The organism is Streptomyces sp. V4I2 (genome assembly GCF_030817655.1).
In the GTDB taxonomy this organism is placed as follows: domain Bacteria; phylum Actinomycetota; class Actinomycetes; order Streptomycetales; family Streptomycetaceae; genus Streptomyces; species Streptomyces plumbiresistens.
In genome coordinates this window covers 2,472,017-2,489,683 of the sequence record NZ_JAUSZM010000003.1, presented here as the reverse complement: position 1 = coordinate 2,489,683, position 17,667 = coordinate 2,472,017, and the positions used below count along the sequence as shown (strand labels likewise).

Here is a 17,667-nt window from a genome sequence, read left to right as displayed (position 1 = left end):
GGCGGCCCCCACCGGGGCCGCCCTTCCTCATGTCTCAGACGCCTCTGCGCGGCCCCGGCGGCAGCGCCGCCGGAACGTGGTGCATCCCGGTGCTGTGCTGCTGCCCGATCTGGCCGATCTGCCCGACGCGCTGCCACTGCGACTGCTGGCGGGCGCTGTAGGCCCCCGCACTGTAGGCGCTGTACGAGTTGCTGAACGAGCCCGTGCTGTGCGGGATGTTCCCGAAGCCGGTGAAACCCAGTTCGTCCTCGCCGCTGCGATCACCCGGCAGCGAACGGAACGACTTGACGTACTCGGCGTAGAGCGCGTCGTAGATCGGCGTGGCCGAGGGGCCGCCCGAAGAATCCTGAGCAACTCGCGCGGAGGGGAGCGACGGGAACTGGCGGCGGGGGACATCGTAGGTGTGCACGTATGTCCAAACGACCCCGCACTTGAAGAGATGCGGTTGTGCATCAGGCCTTCAGGGGCGCGGGGCCGTATCGATGTGCGGCTGCGCCGCGTGGGCTCACGTCCCCGCAAGCGGCATCGCGGCCGCGACCAACTTCCCGTTGGCCGCCGCCTTGTCCAGCGCGTCCCGCAGCAGATCCTCCCGGGGCTGCCGCCCGATGGACCCCACCGGCGCGGCGAACATCAGCACCTGCTGGTGCTTGTTCGCGGCGGCCCGCCAGCTCTCCGTGACCTGAAGAGGCTGGTGCGCCTGCCACCACGCCACCGGCTGCCCGCCGTTCGGCGACGGCTGGAGCACCGCGTGCAGCTGCCCCACGGCCAGCAGCACCGACCACCCGTGCAGCACGGACGGCGTGGAGTCGATCGTCGTCAGTGGCATGAACCCCTGCTCGATGAGCAGCGGCAGGAAGTCGTCGCCGGCCCCCGTCGCCCCGGGCCGCACGATCGGCGCGGTCGGCTCGACCACCAGCGCCGGGTGCAACTCCCCGGCGATCAGGACGAGTCCGCTGGTCACGCCGAGCACCGCCTGCTCGGGTGCGATCTTGTCCGGCTCCAGGTCGACCGTGTCGCCGGTGATGGACTTCACCGCGCCCTGGAGCTGCTCCTCGGTGACCTGGACGACCTGGGAGGGCAGACAGGTGGCGTGGGCGAAGGCGAGGACGGCGGTCTCGTCTCCGATGAACAGGACGGTGCTGGTGCGCTCCTGCTCGGAGTCGCCCTGGGTACGGCAGGACGTGCAGTCGTAACTGCCGGGGGCGTTCTCTCCGGCGAGCAGCCGGTCGGCCTCTTCGTCGCCGATCTCGGCGCGTACCTCGTCGCTGACGTCGAGCATGCGCGGCACGGTGGCTCCCTCGGGATGTGGTGCGTGGCGGGGCCGGGTGGCTCCCGGCCCGTGAACCGGGTGGGTCCCGGGCTCATGAAGAAGACAACGGGCGATCTGTGGCGGGAGTCACGCCCCAGGGCGAACGGAATCGAACCATCCACAGCGCAGGGTCACCTTTGGTGCGCAATCCGGCACTCACCGTCAATTCCTCGGGTATCCAAGGAAGTTGGTTCGGTGAAGTGGGTCACAGATCATCGAGGCAGCTGGTCGACAAATCAGGAAATCGGCGAATGAAGTGGGTGGCCGAAAGTTGCCGATACCCAAGGTAACGGCGAACTGGCCTGGAGCGACAGGCAGTTGGTTGATACCGGGCGGTCACCCTCTCTACATTCCTCCGCCGTGTGCAACGAGCACCGCTCGGGTTCGTCCGCCGGCCGCATGCGTCCTCGACGCCTGCTCGCTTCACGGCCTCCGGCGGACGGGGCGGAGCACGACGACGGCGTACGACACGCAGGCGTCGCGCCCCGCCTTGGGGGACCCCGGGTCCGTGGAGAGGGAACTTCATGTCCGAATGTGCCGATACCACTCGCGACAACGTTCGTAAGACCCGTACGACGGCGGTCCTCGCCGGGGCGGCACTGCTCGCCCCGCTCGGGCTGCTGGCCGCGACCGGCAACGCCGCGGCGGCCGACGGCGGGGTGTGGGACCGCATCGCCCAGTGCGAGAGCGGCGGCAACTGGCACATCAACACCGGAAACGGCTACTACGGAGGACTCCAGTTCTCCGCGTCCACCTGGCGCGGGTACGGCGGCACGGCCTACGCCCCGACCGCCGACCAGGCGACCAAGTCCCAGCAGATCGCCGTCGCCACCAAGGTTCAGCAGGCCCAGGGCTGGGGCGCGTGGCCCACCTGCTCGGCGCGGGCCGGAGCGTCCGGGAGCGCACCGGCGGCTCCCGCGGCCGGCTCGGCCGCCGGGTCGGAATCGGGATCCGGGTCGACCTCGGGATCGGCCTCGGGATCGGCCGCCACCGATTCGGCTCCGTCGAAGGCGCCGGAGCGCTCGACGCCGAGCACGTCCCGCGGCTCGTCCCGCGGTGACTACACCGTCCGCGCGGGCGACACGCTCAGTGGCATCGCCGCCCGGCACGGGACCACCTGGCAGCGGCTCTTCGCCGCCAACAAGGCCGTCGTCGGCGGCGATCCCGACGTGATCGTGCCCGGGCAGCGCCTCGACCTCTGAGCCGCTCCCCCTCCCCGGGTACGGGGCCCCGTCCGGTCCGCCGACCGGGTGGGGCCCTGGGCGCACCGGACGCGCCGCGACGGGCGTACGGCACGGGCCGCCTAGCGTGGGCCGATGCACCCGAAGCCGATCAAGCTCGCTCTGGCCACGGCCCTGCTCGCCGCCCTCGTCTCCACCCTCCCTTGCGGGGTCGCGCACGCGGCACCGCCGTCACCGGCTCCCGGACCGCTCCTGAAGCGCGCGCCCTACGAGTGCGCCGAGGACCAGTGGCCCTGGGGCTGCATCGCCGAGTGTGAGAGCGGCGGACGCTGGAACGCCAACACCGGAAACGGCCACTACGGAGGGCTCCAGTTCGGGCAGCCCACCTGGGAGGAGTTCGGCGGCCTGAAGTACGCCCCGCGCGCGGATCTCGCCACGCGGAAGGAACAGATCGCCGTCGCCCAGAAGGTGGTGGCCGTGCAGGGCTGGGGGGCCTGGCCGATCTGCTCCAAGAAGTACGGGCTCAGGGGCCGTATGCACACGGTGAAACCCAACGACACCCTCTCCGCGATCGCCCGCACGTACGGCGTCGAGGGCGGCTGGCGGGCGCTGTACCGGGCCACCAAGGACTGATCGGCCGCTCTCCGGACCGGCTGGAGGTCGGCACGCTGCTGGTCATCCCGAAGGTCTCGGCCCGCGTCCCCGCGCTGTTCGGTCCGCCGCTTCCCGCCTCCGGAACTCTGCTGCCTCTCCGCTGAACAGCACGCTCCCGCGACGCAGTTCGTACACGACCGCCGCCTGGTGGTGCAGGACGGGCGGCAGCCGCTGCTCGGCGACGACCACGCACGCGTCGAGCGAGGCCAGCAGTGTGTAGGTGCGGGCCGCGACCGCGGGGGACATGCCCTGCGCGGGCTCGTCGACGAGCACCACGCGCGCGCGTGCCAGCAGGGCGCGGGAGAGCGCGAGCATGCGCTGCTCGCCGCCGGAGAGGGTGCCGGCGCGGCGCTCGAGCAGGGGTGCGAGCTGCGGATAGGCGTCCAGGGCGATGTCGGGTGCCGGTGCCGCGAGCTCCAGGTTCTCGCGCACGGTGAGGGAGGCGAACACCGCCTGCCGTTCGGGGACCAGGCAGAGGCCGCGGCGGGCCCGCTCGAACGCCGGTACACGGGTCACGTCGGTGCCGTCCCAGAGCACCGCGCCGCCGGACAGCGGCACGGTTCCGGCCAGCGCGCGCAGGACGGTCGTACGGCCGGAGCCGTTGCGGCCCAGCAGGACGGTGAGGCCGGGGCCCGGGGCGGCGAGGGTGACGCCGTGCAGGGCCTCCAGGGGGCCGTAGCGCACGCGCGCGTGGCGCAGCTCCAGAGCCACCGTCATGCGGGAGCCTCCTGGGCGCCGAGGGCGTCGAGGACGCGGGCGGGCGGGCCCGAGGCGACGATCCGGCCCGCCGTCATCACGTGCACGACGTCGGCGAGGTCGGCGACCAGGTCCAGGTCGTGCTCGACGACGAGCAGGGCGGTGCCGTCGGCGGCGAGAGCCTTCAGGACCTTGGTGAGCGCGGCGACTTCGGCGGTGTCCAGGCCGGCGGCGGGTTCGTCGAGCAGCAGCACGCGGGGGGCGCCCGCCAGGGCCCTGGCCAGTTCGACGCGGCGCAGGGTGCCGGTCGGCAGGTCGGCGGCGGGCAGCGCGCGGACCGGTCCGTCGAGTCCGAGCAGCCTGAGTGCCCGCTCCGCGGCGCCGGGATCGGTGACGCGTCCCTGCTCCGCACCCACTTGAACGTTCTCGGCCACGGTCAGCGACGGGAACACGGCCAGTTGCTGGAAGGTGCGGGCGATGCCGAGCCGGGTGCGTGCGTGTGCGGTGAGCCGGGTGATGTCCCGTCCTCCCAGCAGGACCTGGCCGTGCGAGGGGCGGTGCGTTCCGGCGAGGCAGTGGAAGAGGGTGCTCTTTCCGGCGCCGTTGGGGCCGACGATCGCGGTGATCCGGCCGTGGGGGACGTCGAGGTCGACGCCGTCGAGGGCGGTGAAGCCGTCGTAGCGGGCGTGGAGGTGGCGGGCCGTGAGGGTGGGTGCGGGGGTGTTGGGGGGCACCCGGCCTGCGGCCGGGTTTTTTGGGTTCCCACCCGCACCACCCGTGCCACTTTCGTGGTCGGGTGCGGGTGGCCCTGGTGGAGGCGGAGCGCCGTCGGCGGCCGCAGCCCGTCGCTCCACGGGCCGCAGCCGTGCCCGCACCCGCTCCCCGAGCGGCGTCAACGCCGCCCTCGGCCGCAACCGCAGCCGCCCCGCCGCCGTCCGCAGCGCCTCGTACGGTCCCCCGGGGAAGCGGCCGACCAGCACCGCCAGTACCCCGATCAGCGCCGCCGCCACCCCGCCCCGGGCGCCCGCGTCGAGGCCCACCAACAGCGCCGCCGCGGCCAGGGCGCCCAGCGTGCTGTCGGCGCCCAGGACGACGACCGCGGCGAACCAGAGGAGGCCGCGGACGGGGTCGTAGGCGCCGGGGTCGAAGGCGCGCAGGCCCATGCCGAGCATGCCGCCGCCGAGCGCGGCCAGCGCGGCGCCCGCGACGAAGGCGAGGAGCTTCAGGGACGGCACCCGGACGCCCGCCGCCGACGCGCCCGCCTCGTGGTCACGCATGGCGGCGAGGGCCCGGCCGGTACGGCCCCTGCGCAGGGCGTGCGTCGCCAGCAGCGCGGCCGCCAGCAGGAGCAGCTCCAGGACGTAGTACGCGCGGTCGCCGTCGAAGCCGGCCGGGCGGCCCAGTGACAGCCCGGAGACGGCGTACGGCTGGGCGAAGACGAAGCGGCTCACCCCGACGCCCACCGCGAAGGTCGCGAGCGCCAGGGCCAGGCCCCGGCGGCTGATCGCCGGCCAGCCCGTCAGCAGGCCCAAGGGAGCGACCAGGACCACCGCCACGGCCAGCGCGGCCAGTTCGGGGAGCCGGGGCGATCCGGGGAAGCGTCCGGCCGCCAGCAAGGCCGTGAAGAGCGCGCCCAGGCCCGCGTACGCCGCCTGCCCCAGGGAGATCTGGCCGCCGCGGCCGGTGACCACCACCAGGGACAGCAGCACCACGCCCAGCGCCGGCACCTGGACCGCCGTATGGAGGTCCGAGCCCGCGAAGCCGAGCGGCAGCAGGAACAGCACGGCGGCGACTATCCAGGCGCCCGGCGGTGTCGGCACGCGCGCGGTGGCCGTGCGCGGCAGCGCGTCGCGGGTGCCGATGCGGGGGAGTGCCAGCGCCGCGATCAGCAGGGCCACGACGAAGAGGTTGGCGCCGGCCGCCTGAAGCAGCGGTTCGCGCCAGCCCGAGGGGTGCAGTCGCGTCAGCTGGCTCTGCGCCACCCCGATGCCGAGGGCCACCACGACCGCGACCGGCAGGCTGCGCATCCGCGCGGCCACCGCGACCGCCACCACCTCCATGACCAACAGCGGCAGACCGTACGGGTCCAGGCGTACGTAGGGCGCCAGCAGCACGCCCGTCAGACCCGCCGTGAACGAGCCGAAGGCCCAGCCCGCGGCGGCCACCCGGTCCGCGTCGATCCCGCCGAGCACGGCGAGCCGCCGGTCGTCCACCACGGCCCGCAGCTCCCGCCCGAAGCGGGTCCAGCGGATCACCGTACCGACGCCGACGGCCAGTACCAGGGCCACCGCCAGCTGCCCCCACGGGTCCGCCGACACCAGCTCCGGAGCGTCGTCCCGTGCGCCCTGCCCCCACACCAGCGCGGCCCCGCCCACCAGCAGCACGAACACGCCGATGGACGCGACCAGTGTCTGCGCCGGGTCGCTGCCCAGCACCGACAACGGCCGGAAGACGAAACGCTCCAACGCCATGCCCAGGGCCGGCGCCAGCACCAGCAGCGTGACCGCCGCTCCCGCCCACAGCGGCCAGCCCCACTCGACCACGCACTGCCGCAGCACGTACGCGCACACCACCGCGATCGCACCGTGCGCGAAGTTGAGCACGCCGGTCGCGCGGTACGTCACGATCAGGCCGATCCCAGTGAGGGCGGCGGCGCTGCCGACCGAGAGACCGGCGAGTGTGAGGTCGTACGTCAGGGAGGACATCAGTCGGTTTCTTCGGCGGGCTCGCAGATGGGGCAGGGGCCCAGCTCGCCGCTCGCCACCAGCTTGGAGTCGACCGGCACGGCTTCCGCCTTCCCCGCCACCAGCGGGCAGTCCGCGCGGTGCCACAGCGTGCCGCCGGGCACCATCAGGAGGTCCCCGCTGACCGCCAGGGGCGCCGTCACGGTCTGCCCGGACTCCTCGGCGTCGGCGGGCTCGGCGGTCACCAGGAGGCCGTACAGCTCCTCCACGCGGGCCGCGGCCAGGGCGCTGCGGCCGTGGGTGAGGAGGACCGCCCCCGCGATGATCAGCGCGGCGCCGGGGACCGTGCAGGAGGCGAGATAGGGCAGTTGGCGTTCGGCGTAGCGCTCGCCCGAGACGCCGTACCAGCCGAGGACACACAGCACCGCGCCCGCGGCGAGCGCGGCCCAGCCGGCCCACAGGACGGGGTGAACGGTCCGCAGTCGGGCTGTCCGCATCTCAGGCTCCCACGTCATGTGTCTGTCCATGTCAGCCGATGGCTTGCACTATGCCTTCTGGAAGCTGACCCTGAAAGCACCGGGCGCCCACGGCCCGGACCGACACCCGGTGGTGAGCCAGATGGTTCTCGGGAGCGACCTCAGGCGGGGGAACGTCAGCCGAGGGCTGGTGGTGGGGGTGGTCCTCCTCGCCTCGGCCCTCTCAGCGTGCTCGGACGACAGCGGCGGCGGCGACACCGCTCCGCCCTCGCCCTCGGTGGAGACCTCCACCGGCGCGGAGCCGAGCCCGACCGCGCCGGACGACCCCGCGGCGGCCGAGCGGGAGATCAAGCGGAACTGGGTGAGGTTCTTCGATCCGGCCGTCCCGGTCGCGGACAAGCGGGCCGTCCTGGAGAACGGCGACCGGATGACCGAGGTCCTCGACAGCTTCAGCGGCGACGAGCGTGGCGGGCAGGTGGAGGCCAAGGTCGGCAAGGTCGAGTTCACCTCGCCGACCGAGGCGAACGTGACGTACACCCTCACCCTGAAGGGCGCGACGGTCATGCCCGACGCCGCCGGCACGGCCGTCGAGCAGGACGACGTGTGGAAGGTCTCCGTCAAGACGCTGTGCGGGCTGGTCGGCCTGAGCGGCAATGCCTCGCCGGGCCCGGGCTGCTGAGACGGCCGTCGCGGGCCTGCTGCTCCTCCTGAGTACGGCCTGCGGCAGCCGCCTCCCGGAGAGCGACTTCGAGCACGGCGGCCGGACGTCGACGCCCGCGCAGCGGGACGGCGGCCCCCTCCGCGTCGGCATCATCACCAGCGCCACCAGCCCGGTCGGCGGCAACGCCTTCACCGGCCCGCGCGACGGCGCCAAGGCCTACTTCGACCGCCTCAACGCGCGCGGGGGCATCGACGGCCGCCCGGTCGAGGTACGGCTGTGCGACGACGGCGGCAGCGGAGTCGGCAACAACACCTGCGTGCACAAGCTGATCGACGAGGACAAGGTCGTGGCCCTGGTCGCCACCACCGCCCTCGACTACGCGGGCGCCTCCCGCGTCTCACGCGCGCGCGTGCCCGACATCGGGGGCCAGCCCATCGGGGCCGCCTACGACACCTGGCCGCACCTGTACGGCATCTACGGCAGCCTCGCGCCCCGCGACGGCACGACCGGCTGGGACGGCGAGCAGTACGGCGGCACCGAGGTCTACCGCTACTTCAAGCGCGAGCACGGCGCCCGGACGGCCGCCGTCGTCTCCTACAACCAGGCCGCGTCCGCCGCCTACGCCTCGCTCGTCGAGCGGGGGCTGAAGGCCGAGGGCTACCAGGTGGTGACCGAGCAGGTCGACTTCGCGCTGCCCAACTTCCGTGCCGTGGCGGCCGACCTGAAGGAGCAGGGCGTCGACCTCGTCTTCGACGCCATCGACAGCCACGGCAACGCCCGGCTGTGCGAGGCGATGGACGACGCGGGCGTAGAGGTCACCGCCAAGGTCACGAACGTACAGAACTGGACGTCCACCGTCCCCGGGGACTACAAGGACGCCACGCGCTGCCGCAACGCCCTCTGGGCGACCGCGTCCAGCCGCAACTACGAGGACACCGGCCATGAGGCCGTACGGGAGTTCAGGGACGCCACGAAGGGCCTCAAGACGCACTCGCAGTGGCAGCTGGAGGGCTGGGCGGCCGCGATGTGGTTCACGGACGCGGCACGGTCCTGCCCCGAAAACGGCGTCACGCGCGCGTGCGTGGACGCTTTCATGAACCGCGGCGAGGGATACACCGCGGACGGGCTGCTCGCCCCCGTGGTGTTCGAGCGGCGTGCCGAGCCGCCGAAGACCCGCCGGACCTGTCTGTCGGTGGCCCGCTGGGAGGACGGCCGGGGATGGGTGTCCCAGGGGGACATGGACAGCACTTGTTTCGACGTTCCGCAGCTGCCGTATCGGCCGTGACAGGCAACCAAAGTGTCCGTTCGGTGGTCTAACCGGGCAGTACTGATCCAAAGGAGGATCGCCGTCGCATGACGATGCCCGCTCCTCGGGTCGCACCGCTGTGTGCCGACTGCGTCGCCGACTCCGCGGGCGGACTGACCTTCGACGTCACCGCGCGTGGAGCGAGTGGCGTGGCGCATCTGGTGCTGCGTCGGCGCGACGCGGACGAGGAGATCGGTCTGCCGCTGACGCCGGTCGCGGACGGCCGGCTGCGGGCCGCCCTGCCCAGCACCGTCGCCCTGCCCGAGGGCCGCTGGGACGCCTACGCCCGCGTGACCGGGAGCGAGCCCCAGCGCCTCACTCCGGGCGCCACCGACCTGAGCTCGCTCGCCGCCCGCATCCCGAGCGGCTCCCGCGGCCACGTCGCCGTCCGCATCCCGTACGCCACCCGGCAGGGCAACCTCACCGTCCGCAGCTGGCTGCGCGCCCCGCACGCCGAAGTGGGCGAACTGCGCGTCTCCAGCACCGCGTTGACGGTCCAGGGGCGGGTGTACGGCACGGACCTCGCCCCGGACGCGTACGCCGAACTGCGCGCCCGGCACCGCCCGGACCCCGCCCGGCGTACCGAAGTCGCCGTCGACCAGACCAAGTTCAACTTCTCGGTGGCGTACGCGCGTCTGGAGCCCGGCGTCTGGGACCTGTGGCTCAGGCCCGGCGGGGAGGCCGGGCCGCGGGTACGGATCGCACGGCTGCTCGACGACGTCGCCGACAAGAAGCCCGTGTTCACCTATCCACGCGCGCGCGTGCAGACGCCGGACGGGCCGGTGGAGGCGGGGCCGTACTACACGCGGGACAACGACCTGTCGGTGTCCGTGAGCCCGGTCGGTTCCTGAGGCACTTGCGGACAGCAGCTGTCCGCGATCGCTGGCAGACTCGGCCCCATGTTGGAGACCTCGGCACGACTGCTGCGCCTGCTCTCGCTCCTCCAGGCCCACCGCGAATGGTCCGGCGCCGACCTGGCCGACCGCCTCGGCGTCACCCCGCGCACCGTGCGCCGGGACGTGGACCGGCTGCGTGAGCTGGGCTATCCCGTCAACGCCAGCCCCGGCACCGGCGGCGGCTACCAGCTGGGCGCGGGCGCCGAGCTGCCGCCGCTGCTCCTGGACGACGACGAGGCCGTGGCGGTCGCCGTAGGGCTGCGCACGGCCGCCGGGCAGGGCATCGACGGCATCGGCGAGACCTCGGTCCGGGCCCTCGCCAAGCTGGAGCAGGTCCTGCCGGGCAGGCTGCGCCGGCGGGTGAGCGCCCTGAACGCCTTCACCGTGCCGATGCTGCGCGGCCCCTCACCCTCCGCCGTCGACCCGGCCGTCCTCACCGAACTCGCCAACCTCTGCCGGGACACCGAGCGGCTGCGCTTCGAGTACCGCGATCACGAGGGCGCCCCGACCCGCCGCAGCGTCGAACCGCACCGCCTGGTGTGCAGCGAGCGCCGCTGGTACCTGGTCGCCTGGGACCTCGACCGCGAGGACTGGCGTACGTTCCGCGTCGACCGCATCACCCCCAAGCCGCCGCACGGCCCGCGCTTCGAGCCACGCGAGCCGCCCGCGGAGGACCTGGCCGCCTACGTCTCCAAAGGCGTCTCCACGCGCGCGTACGCCTCGCACGCGGTCATCCGGCTGCTCGTGCCGATGGAGGAGGCCGCCGAGCGGATCTCGCCCTCCGCGGGAACGCTGGAGGCCTCCGACGAGAACAGCTGCGTCCTGCGCACCGGAGCCGCGAGCCTCGACGTGATGGTGCTCCACCTGATGATGCTGGGTTTCGAGTTCGAGGTGCTGGAGCCCTCGGAGCTGACCGAGGCGATCAGGACGGCTCGCGACCGGCTTGCTCGCTCTCTGGCTCGGGCTGCGGAGTCAGGGCCGCGTACTCCGGATGGTGCAGATCGAACGCCGGGGACTCGGAGCGGATCCGGGGCAGCGTGTTGAAGTTGTGCCGGGGCGGCGGGCAGGACGTCGCCCACTCCAGGGAGCGGCCGAAGCCCCAGGGGTCGTCGACCTCGACCTTCCGGCCGTACTTGGCGGTCTTCCAGACGTTGTAGAGGAACGGCAGCGTGGAGATGCCGAGCAGGAAGGCGCCGATCGTCGAGAGCGTGTTGAGCGCGGTGAAGCCGTCGGCGGCGAGGTAGTCGGCGTACCGGCGGGGCATGCCCTCCGCGCCCAGCCAGTGCTGCACCAGGAACGTGGTGTGGAAGCCGACGAACAGCGTCCAGAACTGGATCTTGCCGAGCCGTTCGTCGAGCAGCTTGCCGGTGAACTTCGGCCACCAGAAGTAGAAGCCGGCGAAGGTCGCGAAGACGACCGTGCCGAAGACGACGTAGTGGAAGTGCGCGACCACGAAGTACGTGTCCGTGACGTGGAAGTCCAGCGGCGGCGAGGCCAGGATCACCCCGGTCAGGCCGCCGAACAGGAACGACACCAGGAAGCCGGTCGCCCACAGCATCGGTGTCTCGAAGGACAGCGAGCCCTTGAGCATGGTCCCGGTCCAGTTGAAGAACTTCACTCCCGTCGGCACCGCGATCAGGAAGCTCATGAACGAGAAGAACGGCAGCAACACCGCTCCGGTGGCGAACATGTGGTGCGCCCACACGACCATCGACAGACCGGTGATCGCCATCGTGGCCGCGACCAGCGTCAGATAACCGAACAACGGCTTGCGGCTGAAGACCGGGATGACCTCGCTGATGATGCCGAAGAACGGCAGCGCGATGATGTACACCTCCGGATGCCCGAAGAACCAGAACAGGTGCTGCCACAGGAGCGCGCCGCCGTTGGTCGCGTCGAAGACGTGCGAGCCGAACCGCCGGTCCGACTCCAGGCACAGCAGCGCCGCCGCCAGCACCGGGAAGGCCATGAGGATCAGGATCGACGTGAACAGGGTGTTCCAGACGAAGATCGGCATCCGGAACATCGTCATGCCGGGGGCGCGCATCCCGATGATCGTGGTGATGAAGTTGACCGCGCCGAGGATCGTGCCGAAGCCGGCCAGCGCCAGGCCCATGATCCACAGGTCGGGGCCGACGCCGGGGGAGTGCACGGAGCCGTTGAGCGGCGCGTAGGCGAACCAGCCGAAGGCGGCCGGACCGGACGGCACCGCGAGCGAGCCGAGCACGATCAGGCCGCCGAAGAGGAACAGCCAGTACGACAGCATGTTCAGCCGCGGGAAGGCGACGTCGGGCGCACCGATCTGCAACGGCATCAGCTCATTGGCGAAGCCCGCGAAGCTGGGGGTCGCGAACAGCAGCAGCATGATCGTGCCGTGCATCGTGAAGAGCTGGTTGAACTGCTGGTTGTCCACGATCTGCAGACCGGGCCGGGCGAGTTCGGCGCGCATCAGCAGCGCCATCACACCGGCGATCAGAAAGAACGCGAACGACGTGATCAGGTAGAGATGGCCGATCTTCTTGTGGTCGGTGGTGGTCAGCCAGTCGACGACCACCTGGCCGTGCCGCTCGGTCCGCACGGGTCGTGCCGCCGCCTGCGCGGTCTGCGTCCCCATCGCTCGCTCGCCCCTTCGCTCGCCCTGCCCCGGGCCCGCTGAAGCCCCCGCCACGCGTACCCGCGAGCTCACGTCATGATGCTCGCGCCGTCGCGTGCTCCGACAGGGGGCGTACGGGGGTTCTGTGCTGAAACCGTGTATTTCTTATGTGGTGTCAGCACCCGGGTCCCTGTGGAATCGAGCGGGGGAAAGGGGTCGGGAACGGTACTTCCGGAACTTTCCACGGGTCTTTTCCCGCATCCCTCGCGACACGCGGGAATTGCGTTCGATTACCTGCGGAAGGATCAGGAAACCGCTCGTACGTGTGACGGAGTTGGTCCAAAACGAGTGTCGTGATTCTGTGACAGAAGCGTGACCGGAGAGGGACGCGTGACGCCGGGTGCTCAGCCCGGACTTCCCCGGTCGTCGCACAGGGCCTAGCGTGGCCGTATGGCACAGATTCCGACTCCTCCCGCCGAACCCGACGACAGTCCGGACGCCTATGTCGGCCTCGACGCCGACCGGGCCGAACGGCTCGCGCGCGAGCGCGGGTGGTCGACGGTGCGCTCGCTGCCGCCGGGGGCGATCATCACCATGGAGTACCGCGTGGGGCGGCTGAACTTCGAGGTGAAGGACGGGCAGGTGGCCCGGGCCTGGAAGGGCTGACCCCTCGACTCGACTCGACTCGACTCGACTCGACGCGACGCGACGCGACGCGACGCGACGCGACGCGACGCGACGCGACGACGGCGACGGCCCCGGCTCCTTCTCTGGAGCCGGGGCCGTCGCCGTGCGGGGTGGGGCGTGCGTACCGGCCCCGCTGCTGTCTCGGGTCAGCCGCCTGTCAGGGGACGGGCTGTGGAGGCCGTACCGCGTGCGGTGCGGTCCGTCTGGGGCGGGCGGCGGCTGCCGACCGGGGTGACCGGTGTGCGTTCCGAGCGGGTCGTGTGCGGGCCGGGGGCCAGGTAGACGGGCGCGCGGGGTGCCGCGGCGCGGGCCGCGGTCTCGTTCTGGGAGGCCGGGCGCGGCTTGAGCCGTACGGGGGTCTCGATGGGAGACAGGGGCGCCGGTGCCGTCTTGCTGCCGCGGGCCCGCCAGCGGTCGCGCAGGTCGAAGATCTGGTCCTCGGCGCGGGCGATCAGCGGCTCGAACCACGGCAGCGCCAGCAGGACCAGCAGGCCCGCGACCCAGCCGAGGAGTACGTCGCTCAGCCAGTGCGTACCGAGGTAGACCGTGGCCATGCCGACGCCCAGCGAGGTCACCGCGGACAGGGCGGACAGCCAGCGGCGCGCTCTCGGGGTGGAGGCCAGATAGGCCAGGATTCCCCAGGTCACCACGGCGTTGGCGGTGTGGCCGCTGGGAAATATATCGCCGCCCAGACCCATCTCGTTCGAGCCGATGGTGGTCGCGTAGTGCGGCCCGAGTCTTCCCATGCCGATCTTGGCGGCGCCGACCGTGATGTTCAGCAGCAGCAGGGAGGTGGCCAGGGTCAGCATCGGGCGCAGGGTGTGCTGCCGCCAGGAGCGCCAGGCCAGCCAGGCCGCGATCATCACCGCGGTCGGGCCGCGCTGGCCGAGTACGACGTAGTAGTCGACGAACCAGTGGATCTCGGCCCACTGCTGGTACGGGCGGAAGAACATGACCTGCCAGTCGAGACGGACCAGCCAGGAGGTGATCACGACGAGCCACACGATCGCCAGGTAGAAGGCCAGGGTTCCGGCGAGCAGCGCGACCCGGTGACGGCTCATCTTCGGCACGTCGATATGAGCCGGCCGTTCCGGCTCCCGGTCCAGCCTCGCGAACACCCGGTCCAGACGGGTGAGGTTTCGTTCGGTACGCACCCAATCGACGTTACAGCGAGTGAGCTCAGTTCCCTGGCGATTCCACGGCTTTGTGATGACGATGTGATGTGGGATTCCTCTCAGCGAGAGGTTATTTCCAGGGATTCTGCAATGCCGACGGACGGCGCCCTTCAATTCCTTTGATCATTCTGGGTTGCGGTTTTATCCCGCTTATGAATTCGTTCACCAAATCATGGGGTGGAATTCTCCGGACGCTCATCGCGCTCCGGAGTCGGTCACGGCGGACCGGAGCCGTTCAGCCAGAACGCCCCGTACAGGGACGCCGCCACGGCGATCGTCCCGAGCACCACGGCTGACCTGGGCGTACGCAGCCGGGCCAGGGCCAGGGCGAGGGGGAGCAGGAGGGGGAAGGCGGGCATCAGCAGGCGCGGTTTCGAGCCGAAGTAGCTCGACGCGCACAGGGCGAGGGCGGTGACGACCCCCGCGTACACCAGGAGCGGGAGCGGTTGGCGCTGTCGTACACAGACGACGTACAGCCAAACGAGCAGCCCGACCCCGACGATCAGCCCCACGCCCGCCAGGGCCGAGGGAAACGACGTGAACTTGTCGGCGACGAAGCGGGCGAAGGCCTGGCCGCCGTCGAAGCCGTTGCGCCACCCGGCCTGGACGTCGAGGTAACCGAGCGGGCCCTTGCCCGTGTGGTGGCCGACCCACAAGACGTAGCCGGCGGCGCCGAGGGGGGCGAGGAGCATGCCGAGGGCTCGGCGTGCGCCCAGGGAGCGTGCTTCGGGGTGGGCGCTGTCCGGTCGCGCCGGGCCGCGGTCCCGGACGAACGAGGCGACGGCGGCCGCCCACACCGCCGCGACGACCGCGAGGCCCACCGGGCGGGTCAGGCCCGCCAGCAGCGCCAGGGTGCCGGCCGTCACCCAGCGGCCGGTCAGGACCGCGTACAGCGACCAGGCGGCCAGGGCCGTGAACAGTGACTCGCTGTACGCCATCGACTGCACGATCCCGACAGGGAGGACTGCCCACACGAGCACCGCACAGACCCCCGCCCGGCGGCCGTAAACATGATCGGCGACCGCGAAGATGCCCCAGGCCGCCGCCACCGAGGCGAGCAGCGCGACGGCGAAGCCCGCGTCGGCGTACGACAGCGGGGTCGCGGCGGCCAGCAGCCGCTCCAGCCACGGCAGCAGCGGGAAGAACGCGAGGTTCGAGTGCACGTCGCCGTTCGCCAGGCGCACCTCGTAGCCGTAGCCCAGCTCGGCCACCCTCGTGTACCAGAGGGCGTCCCAGCGGGCCGTCAGCAGCGTGTACGCGCTCTTGTCGCGCGCCGCGCTCCACAGGGCCAGCGTGAGCAGCCCCAGGGCGCGTACGGCCGCGTAGCCGAGCAGCGCCGGAGCCGCCCGGCGCAGGCTCGGGGCGACGGGCGGGGCCGCGCGCGTTTCAAGATCGGTCACGGGCTCGATTATCGACGGCGTGCGGAACCGGGGGTCCGGCCGGGGCGTGGTCGGTAGGGGAGTGAGGGGGAGAGACGTGGTGCACGCCACACGGGTTCCGTGCAACCTCTGAGAGGTCCGCCACTTGGTACCGACACGAACTCGCGTACGCTGACGTGTCACTCGCCACCGTTGCGCAGGCCGGAGACCACCGCTCCTCTCCGGCCGAGTCATGGGGAGTCCCCACCCCGTGAGCCCGCCGAAGCGAGGGAACATCTGGGAGGTACGTACATGTCCGGGACGACCACGGCCGCTGCGCTGCGCCGTCGGGCGGCCGGGGCCGGTGCCAACCGCTGGGTCGTCCTTGTGGTGCTGTGTGCCAGCCTGCTCCTGGTCGCTCTCGACGCGACCGTGCTGCACGTGGCGGTCCCCGCCGTCACCGAGGACCTCAAGCCCGGCGCGATAGAGCTGCTCTGGATCGTCGACGTCTATCCCCTCGTCTGCGCCTCGCTGCTGATCCTCTTCGGCACGCTCGGCGACCGCGTCGGCCGCAGACGGGTCCTGCTGCTCGGCTACGCGCTCTTCGGCGTCGCCTCCGCCATGGCCGCCCTCGCCGACACCGCCCAGGTGCTGATCGTGGCGCGGGCGCTGCTCGGCGTCGGCGGCGCGATGATCATGCCGGCGACGCTCTCGATCCTCCGCCAGGTCTTTCCCGACCGGCGTGAGCGGGCGCTCGCGATCGGCATCTGGAGTGCGGTGGCGGCGGTCGGTGCGGCGGTGGGTCCGCTGCTCGGCGGCTTCCTGCTGGAGCACTTCTGGTGGGGTTCGGTGTTCCTCGTCAACATCCCGCTGATGCTGGTCAGCCTGCCGATCGGGCGATTGTTCCTGCCCGAGTCGAAGGGCGACGGGCGCGGGCCCTGGGACGTGGTCGGCGCGCTGACGGCGGCGGCCGGGCTGTTCTGTCTGGTGCTGGGCGTGAAGCGGCTCGGGAGCGGGGAGCTGGGCCCGTTCACGGTGGTGCCGGTGGTCGTGGGCGCGGCGCTGATCGTTCTTTTCGTACGGCGTCAGCGGCGCCGGGCACATCCGCTGGTGGACCTGCGGATGTTCGCCCGGCCGGCGTTCAGCACGTCGGTGGGCTGCATCGTGCTGGCGATGCTCGCGCTGGTCGGCCTCGAGCTGATCGCGGCGCAGTATCTGCAGCTGGTGCTGGGCCTGTCTCCGCTGGAGACCGGGCTGCGGCTGCTGCCGCTGACCGTCGCCGCGATGGCGGCGGGCCTTGCGGGTGCGCGGCTGCTACGACGGTTCGGGCCGCGTCGGATGGTGAGCTGCGGTTTCCTGCTGACGGCGGTGGCCGTGGTGCTGCTGACGGCGATGGGCGGCGAGGACAACCCGGCTCTGATGCTGTTCGGGTTCGTGCTGCTGGGCTTCGGCCTGGAGACGACTCTCTTCGGGGCGTACGAGTCGATGCTGAGCGAGGCTCCGCCGGAGCAGGCGGGTGGGGCGGCGGCGATCGGGGAGACCTCGTACCAGCTCGGTGCCGGCATCGGGATCGCGCTGCTCGGCAGCGTGATGAACGCGGCGTACGCGCCCGGGCTGTCGTCGGTGCCGGGTGTTCCGGCGTCGGCGGCGGCGTCTGCGGGGCATTCGCTGGGCGAGGCGTACGAGGTGTCCGAGCGGCTCGGGGGGCCGGCCGGGGTGGCCCTGCGTCGGACGGCTCAGGACTGTTTCGTGTACGGGCTCCATGTGACGTTGCTGGTGAGCGCGGGGTTGTTGCTGCTGGGGGCGGTGATGGCGTTGCGGTTGCCGCGGACCATGCAGTGCGGGGAGGTCGGGGCCGGGGCCGTGGAGGTACCTGCGCCTCGGGAGGTCGCGGACTCCCGCGTCTCCGCCTGACGAAGTGCTTCTCCCACCCACGCACCGCCCGTGACCGTCGGTCGAGAGGTGAGCTCTCCCGTGGGGGTGGACCGCCG

15 protein-coding genes and 1 pseudogene are annotated in these 17,667 nt (G+C 71.9%); 8 read left to right on the top strand and 8 right to left on the bottom strand.

Annotation, left to right across the window (positions count from 1 at the left end; genetic code table 11):
- Positions 1-34: 34 nt before the first annotated feature.
- Together QFZ76_RS12325 and QFZ76_RS12320 are read right to left on the bottom strand one after the other, a co-directional pair.
- Positions 35-409 (bottom strand): hypothetical protein, encoded by a 375-nt coding sequence (locus tag QFZ76_RS12325; RefSeq protein WP_307673754.1) that lies wholly within the window; start codon positions 407-409, stop codon positions 35-37.
- Between the two features lie 96 nt (positions 410-505).
- Entirely contained in the window at positions 506-1,288 is a 783-nt protein-coding gene (locus tag QFZ76_RS12320) for a hypothetical protein (RefSeq protein WP_266442135.1), read from the bottom strand.
- 545 nt (positions 1,289-1,833) lie between these two features.
- Here QFZ76_RS12320 and QFZ76_RS12315 point away from each other — a divergent pair.
- Together QFZ76_RS12315 and QFZ76_RS12310 are read left to right on the top strand one after the other, a co-directional pair.
- A complete protein-coding gene (locus QFZ76_RS12315) occupies positions 1,834-2,511 on the top strand; it encodes a transglycosylase family protein (protein ID WP_307673753.1) in 678 nt (225 codons plus the stop codon).
- A gap of 114 nt (positions 2,512-2,625) precedes the next feature.
- Entirely contained in the window at positions 2,626-3,123 is a 498-nt protein-coding gene (locus QFZ76_RS12310; protein ID WP_373464288.1) for a transglycosylase family protein, read from the top strand.
- A 42-nt stretch (positions 3,124-3,165) separates the two neighbouring features.
- On the opposite strand, the gene QFZ76_RS12305 is transcribed toward QFZ76_RS12310, so the two are convergent.
- The 3 genes from QFZ76_RS12305 to QFZ76_RS12295 are packed head-to-tail and all read right to left on the bottom strand — an operon-like array spanning position 3,166 to position 7,021.
- Positions 3,166-3,861 carry an ATP-binding cassette domain-containing protein gene (locus QFZ76_RS12305; protein WP_307673752.1) on the bottom strand — a complete coding sequence of 232 codons (696 nt, stop codon included), beginning with the start codon at positions 3,859-3,861 and terminating at the stop codon, positions 3,166-3,168.
- On the bottom strand, positions 3,858-6,545 hold the full coding sequence (locus tag QFZ76_RS12300) for an ATP-binding cassette domain-containing protein (RefSeq protein WP_307673751.1): 2,688 nt from the start codon (positions 6,543-6,545) through the stop codon (positions 3,858-3,860). The genes QFZ76_RS12305 and QFZ76_RS12300 overlap by 4 nt, the downstream gene beginning before the upstream one ends.
- On the bottom strand, positions 6,545-7,021 hold the full coding sequence (locus QFZ76_RS12295; RefSeq protein ID WP_307679991.1) for a hypothetical protein: 477 nt from the start codon (positions 7,019-7,021) through the stop codon (positions 6,545-6,547). Before QFZ76_RS12295 ends, QFZ76_RS12300 begins: the two co-directional genes overlap by 1 nt.
- A gap of 121 nt (positions 7,022-7,142) precedes the next feature.
- Here QFZ76_RS12295 and QFZ76_RS12290 point away from each other — a divergent pair, with 121 nt between their 5' ends.
- The 4 genes from QFZ76_RS12290 (at position 7,143) to QFZ76_RS12275 (ending at position 10,907) form a co-directional block, all read left to right on the top strand.
- Positions 7,143-7,679 (top strand): hypothetical protein, encoded by a 537-nt coding sequence (locus QFZ76_RS12290; protein WP_373464513.1) that lies wholly within the window; start codon positions 7,143-7,145, stop codon positions 7,677-7,679.
- On the top strand, positions 7,654-8,946 hold the full coding sequence (locus tag QFZ76_RS12285; protein WP_307673750.1) for an ABC transporter substrate-binding protein: 1,293 nt from the start codon (positions 7,654-7,656) through the stop codon (positions 8,944-8,946). The genes QFZ76_RS12290 and QFZ76_RS12285 overlap by 26 nt, the downstream gene beginning before the upstream one ends.
- A gap of 68 nt (positions 8,947-9,014) precedes the next feature.
- Entirely contained in the window at positions 9,015-9,818 is an 804-nt protein-coding gene (locus tag QFZ76_RS12280; RefSeq protein WP_307673749.1) for a hypothetical protein, read from the top strand.
- Between the two features lie 48 nt (positions 9,819-9,866).
- Positions 9,867-10,907 (top strand): YafY family protein, encoded by a 1,041-nt coding sequence (locus tag QFZ76_RS12275; protein ID WP_307673748.1) that lies wholly within the window; start codon positions 9,867-9,869, stop codon positions 10,905-10,907.
- Between the two features lie 43 nt (positions 10,908-10,950).
- On the opposite strand, the pseudogene ctaD reads toward QFZ76_RS12275, so the two are convergent.
- Positions 10,951-12,477: pseudogene (ctaD, locus tag QFZ76_RS12270) on the bottom strand (cytochrome c oxidase subunit I); the annotation flags it as partial.
- A 429-nt stretch (positions 12,478-12,906) separates the two neighbouring features.
- Between ctaD and QFZ76_RS12265 the strand changes: the two are divergent.
- On the top strand, positions 12,907-13,122 hold the full coding sequence (locus tag QFZ76_RS12265) for an I78 family peptidase inhibitor (protein WP_307673747.1): 216 nt from the start codon (positions 12,907-12,909) through the stop codon (positions 13,120-13,122).
- A 167-nt stretch (positions 13,123-13,289) separates the two neighbouring features.
- On the opposite strand, the gene QFZ76_RS12260 is transcribed toward QFZ76_RS12265, so the two are convergent.
- Positions 13,290-14,297 (bottom strand): phosphatase PAP2 family protein, encoded by a 1,008-nt coding sequence (locus QFZ76_RS12260; protein WP_307673746.1) that lies wholly within the window; start codon positions 14,295-14,297, stop codon positions 13,290-13,292.
- 236 nt (positions 14,298-14,533) lie between these two features.
- Complete coding sequence (locus QFZ76_RS12255) at positions 14,534-15,718, bottom strand: hypothetical protein (protein ID WP_307673745.1); 1,185 nt, start codon at positions 15,716-15,718, stop codon at positions 14,534-14,536.
- A gap of 270 nt (positions 15,719-15,988) precedes the next feature.
- Here QFZ76_RS12255 and QFZ76_RS12250 point away from each other — a divergent pair, with 270 nt between their 5' ends.
- The gene (locus QFZ76_RS12250) at positions 15,989-17,590 is read left to right on the top strand and encodes an MFS transporter (protein ID WP_307673744.1); all 1,602 of its coding nucleotides are present in this window, start codon (positions 15,989-15,991) and stop codon (positions 17,588-17,590) included.
- Positions 17,591-17,667 lie beyond the last annotated feature (77 nt).

Coding starts and splice junctions, on each gene's coding strand:
- QFZ76_RS12315 (WP_307673753.1), top strand. CDS start 1,834: ATGTCCGAATGTGCCGATACCACTCGCGACAACGTTCGTAAGACCCGT.
- QFZ76_RS12310 (WP_373464288.1), top strand. CDS start 2,626: ATGCACCCGAAGCCGATCAAGCTCGCTCTGGCCACGGCCCTGCTCGCC.
- QFZ76_RS12305 (WP_307673752.1), bottom strand. CDS start 3,861: ATGACGGTGGCTCTGGAGCTGCGCCACGCGCGCGTGCGCTACGGCCCC.
- QFZ76_RS12300 (WP_307673751.1), bottom strand. CDS start 6,545: ATGTCCTCCCTGACGTACGACCTCACACTCGCCGGTCTCTCGGTCGGC.
- QFZ76_RS12295 (WP_307679991.1), bottom strand. CDS start 7,021: ATGCGGACAGCCCGACTGCGGACCGTTCACCCCGTCCTGTGGGCCGGC.
- QFZ76_RS12290 (WP_373464513.1), top strand. CDS start 7,143: ATGGTTCTCGGGAGCGACCTCAGGCGGGGGAACGTCAGCCGAGGGCTG.
- QFZ76_RS12285 (WP_307673750.1), top strand. CDS start 7,654: ATGCCTCGCCGGGCCCGGGCTGCTGAGACGGCCGTCGCGGGCCTGCTG.
- QFZ76_RS12280 (WP_307673749.1), top strand. CDS start 9,015: ATGACGATGCCCGCTCCTCGGGTCGCACCGCTGTGTGCCGACTGCGTC.
- QFZ76_RS12275 (WP_307673748.1), top strand. CDS start 9,867: ATGTTGGAGACCTCGGCACGACTGCTGCGCCTGCTCTCGCTCCTCCAG.
- QFZ76_RS12265 (WP_307673747.1), top strand. CDS start 12,907: ATGGCACAGATTCCGACTCCTCCCGCCGAACCCGACGACAGTCCGGAC.
- QFZ76_RS12250 (WP_307673744.1), top strand. CDS start 15,989: ATGTCCGGGACGACCACGGCCGCTGCGCTGCGCCGTCGGGCGGCCGGG.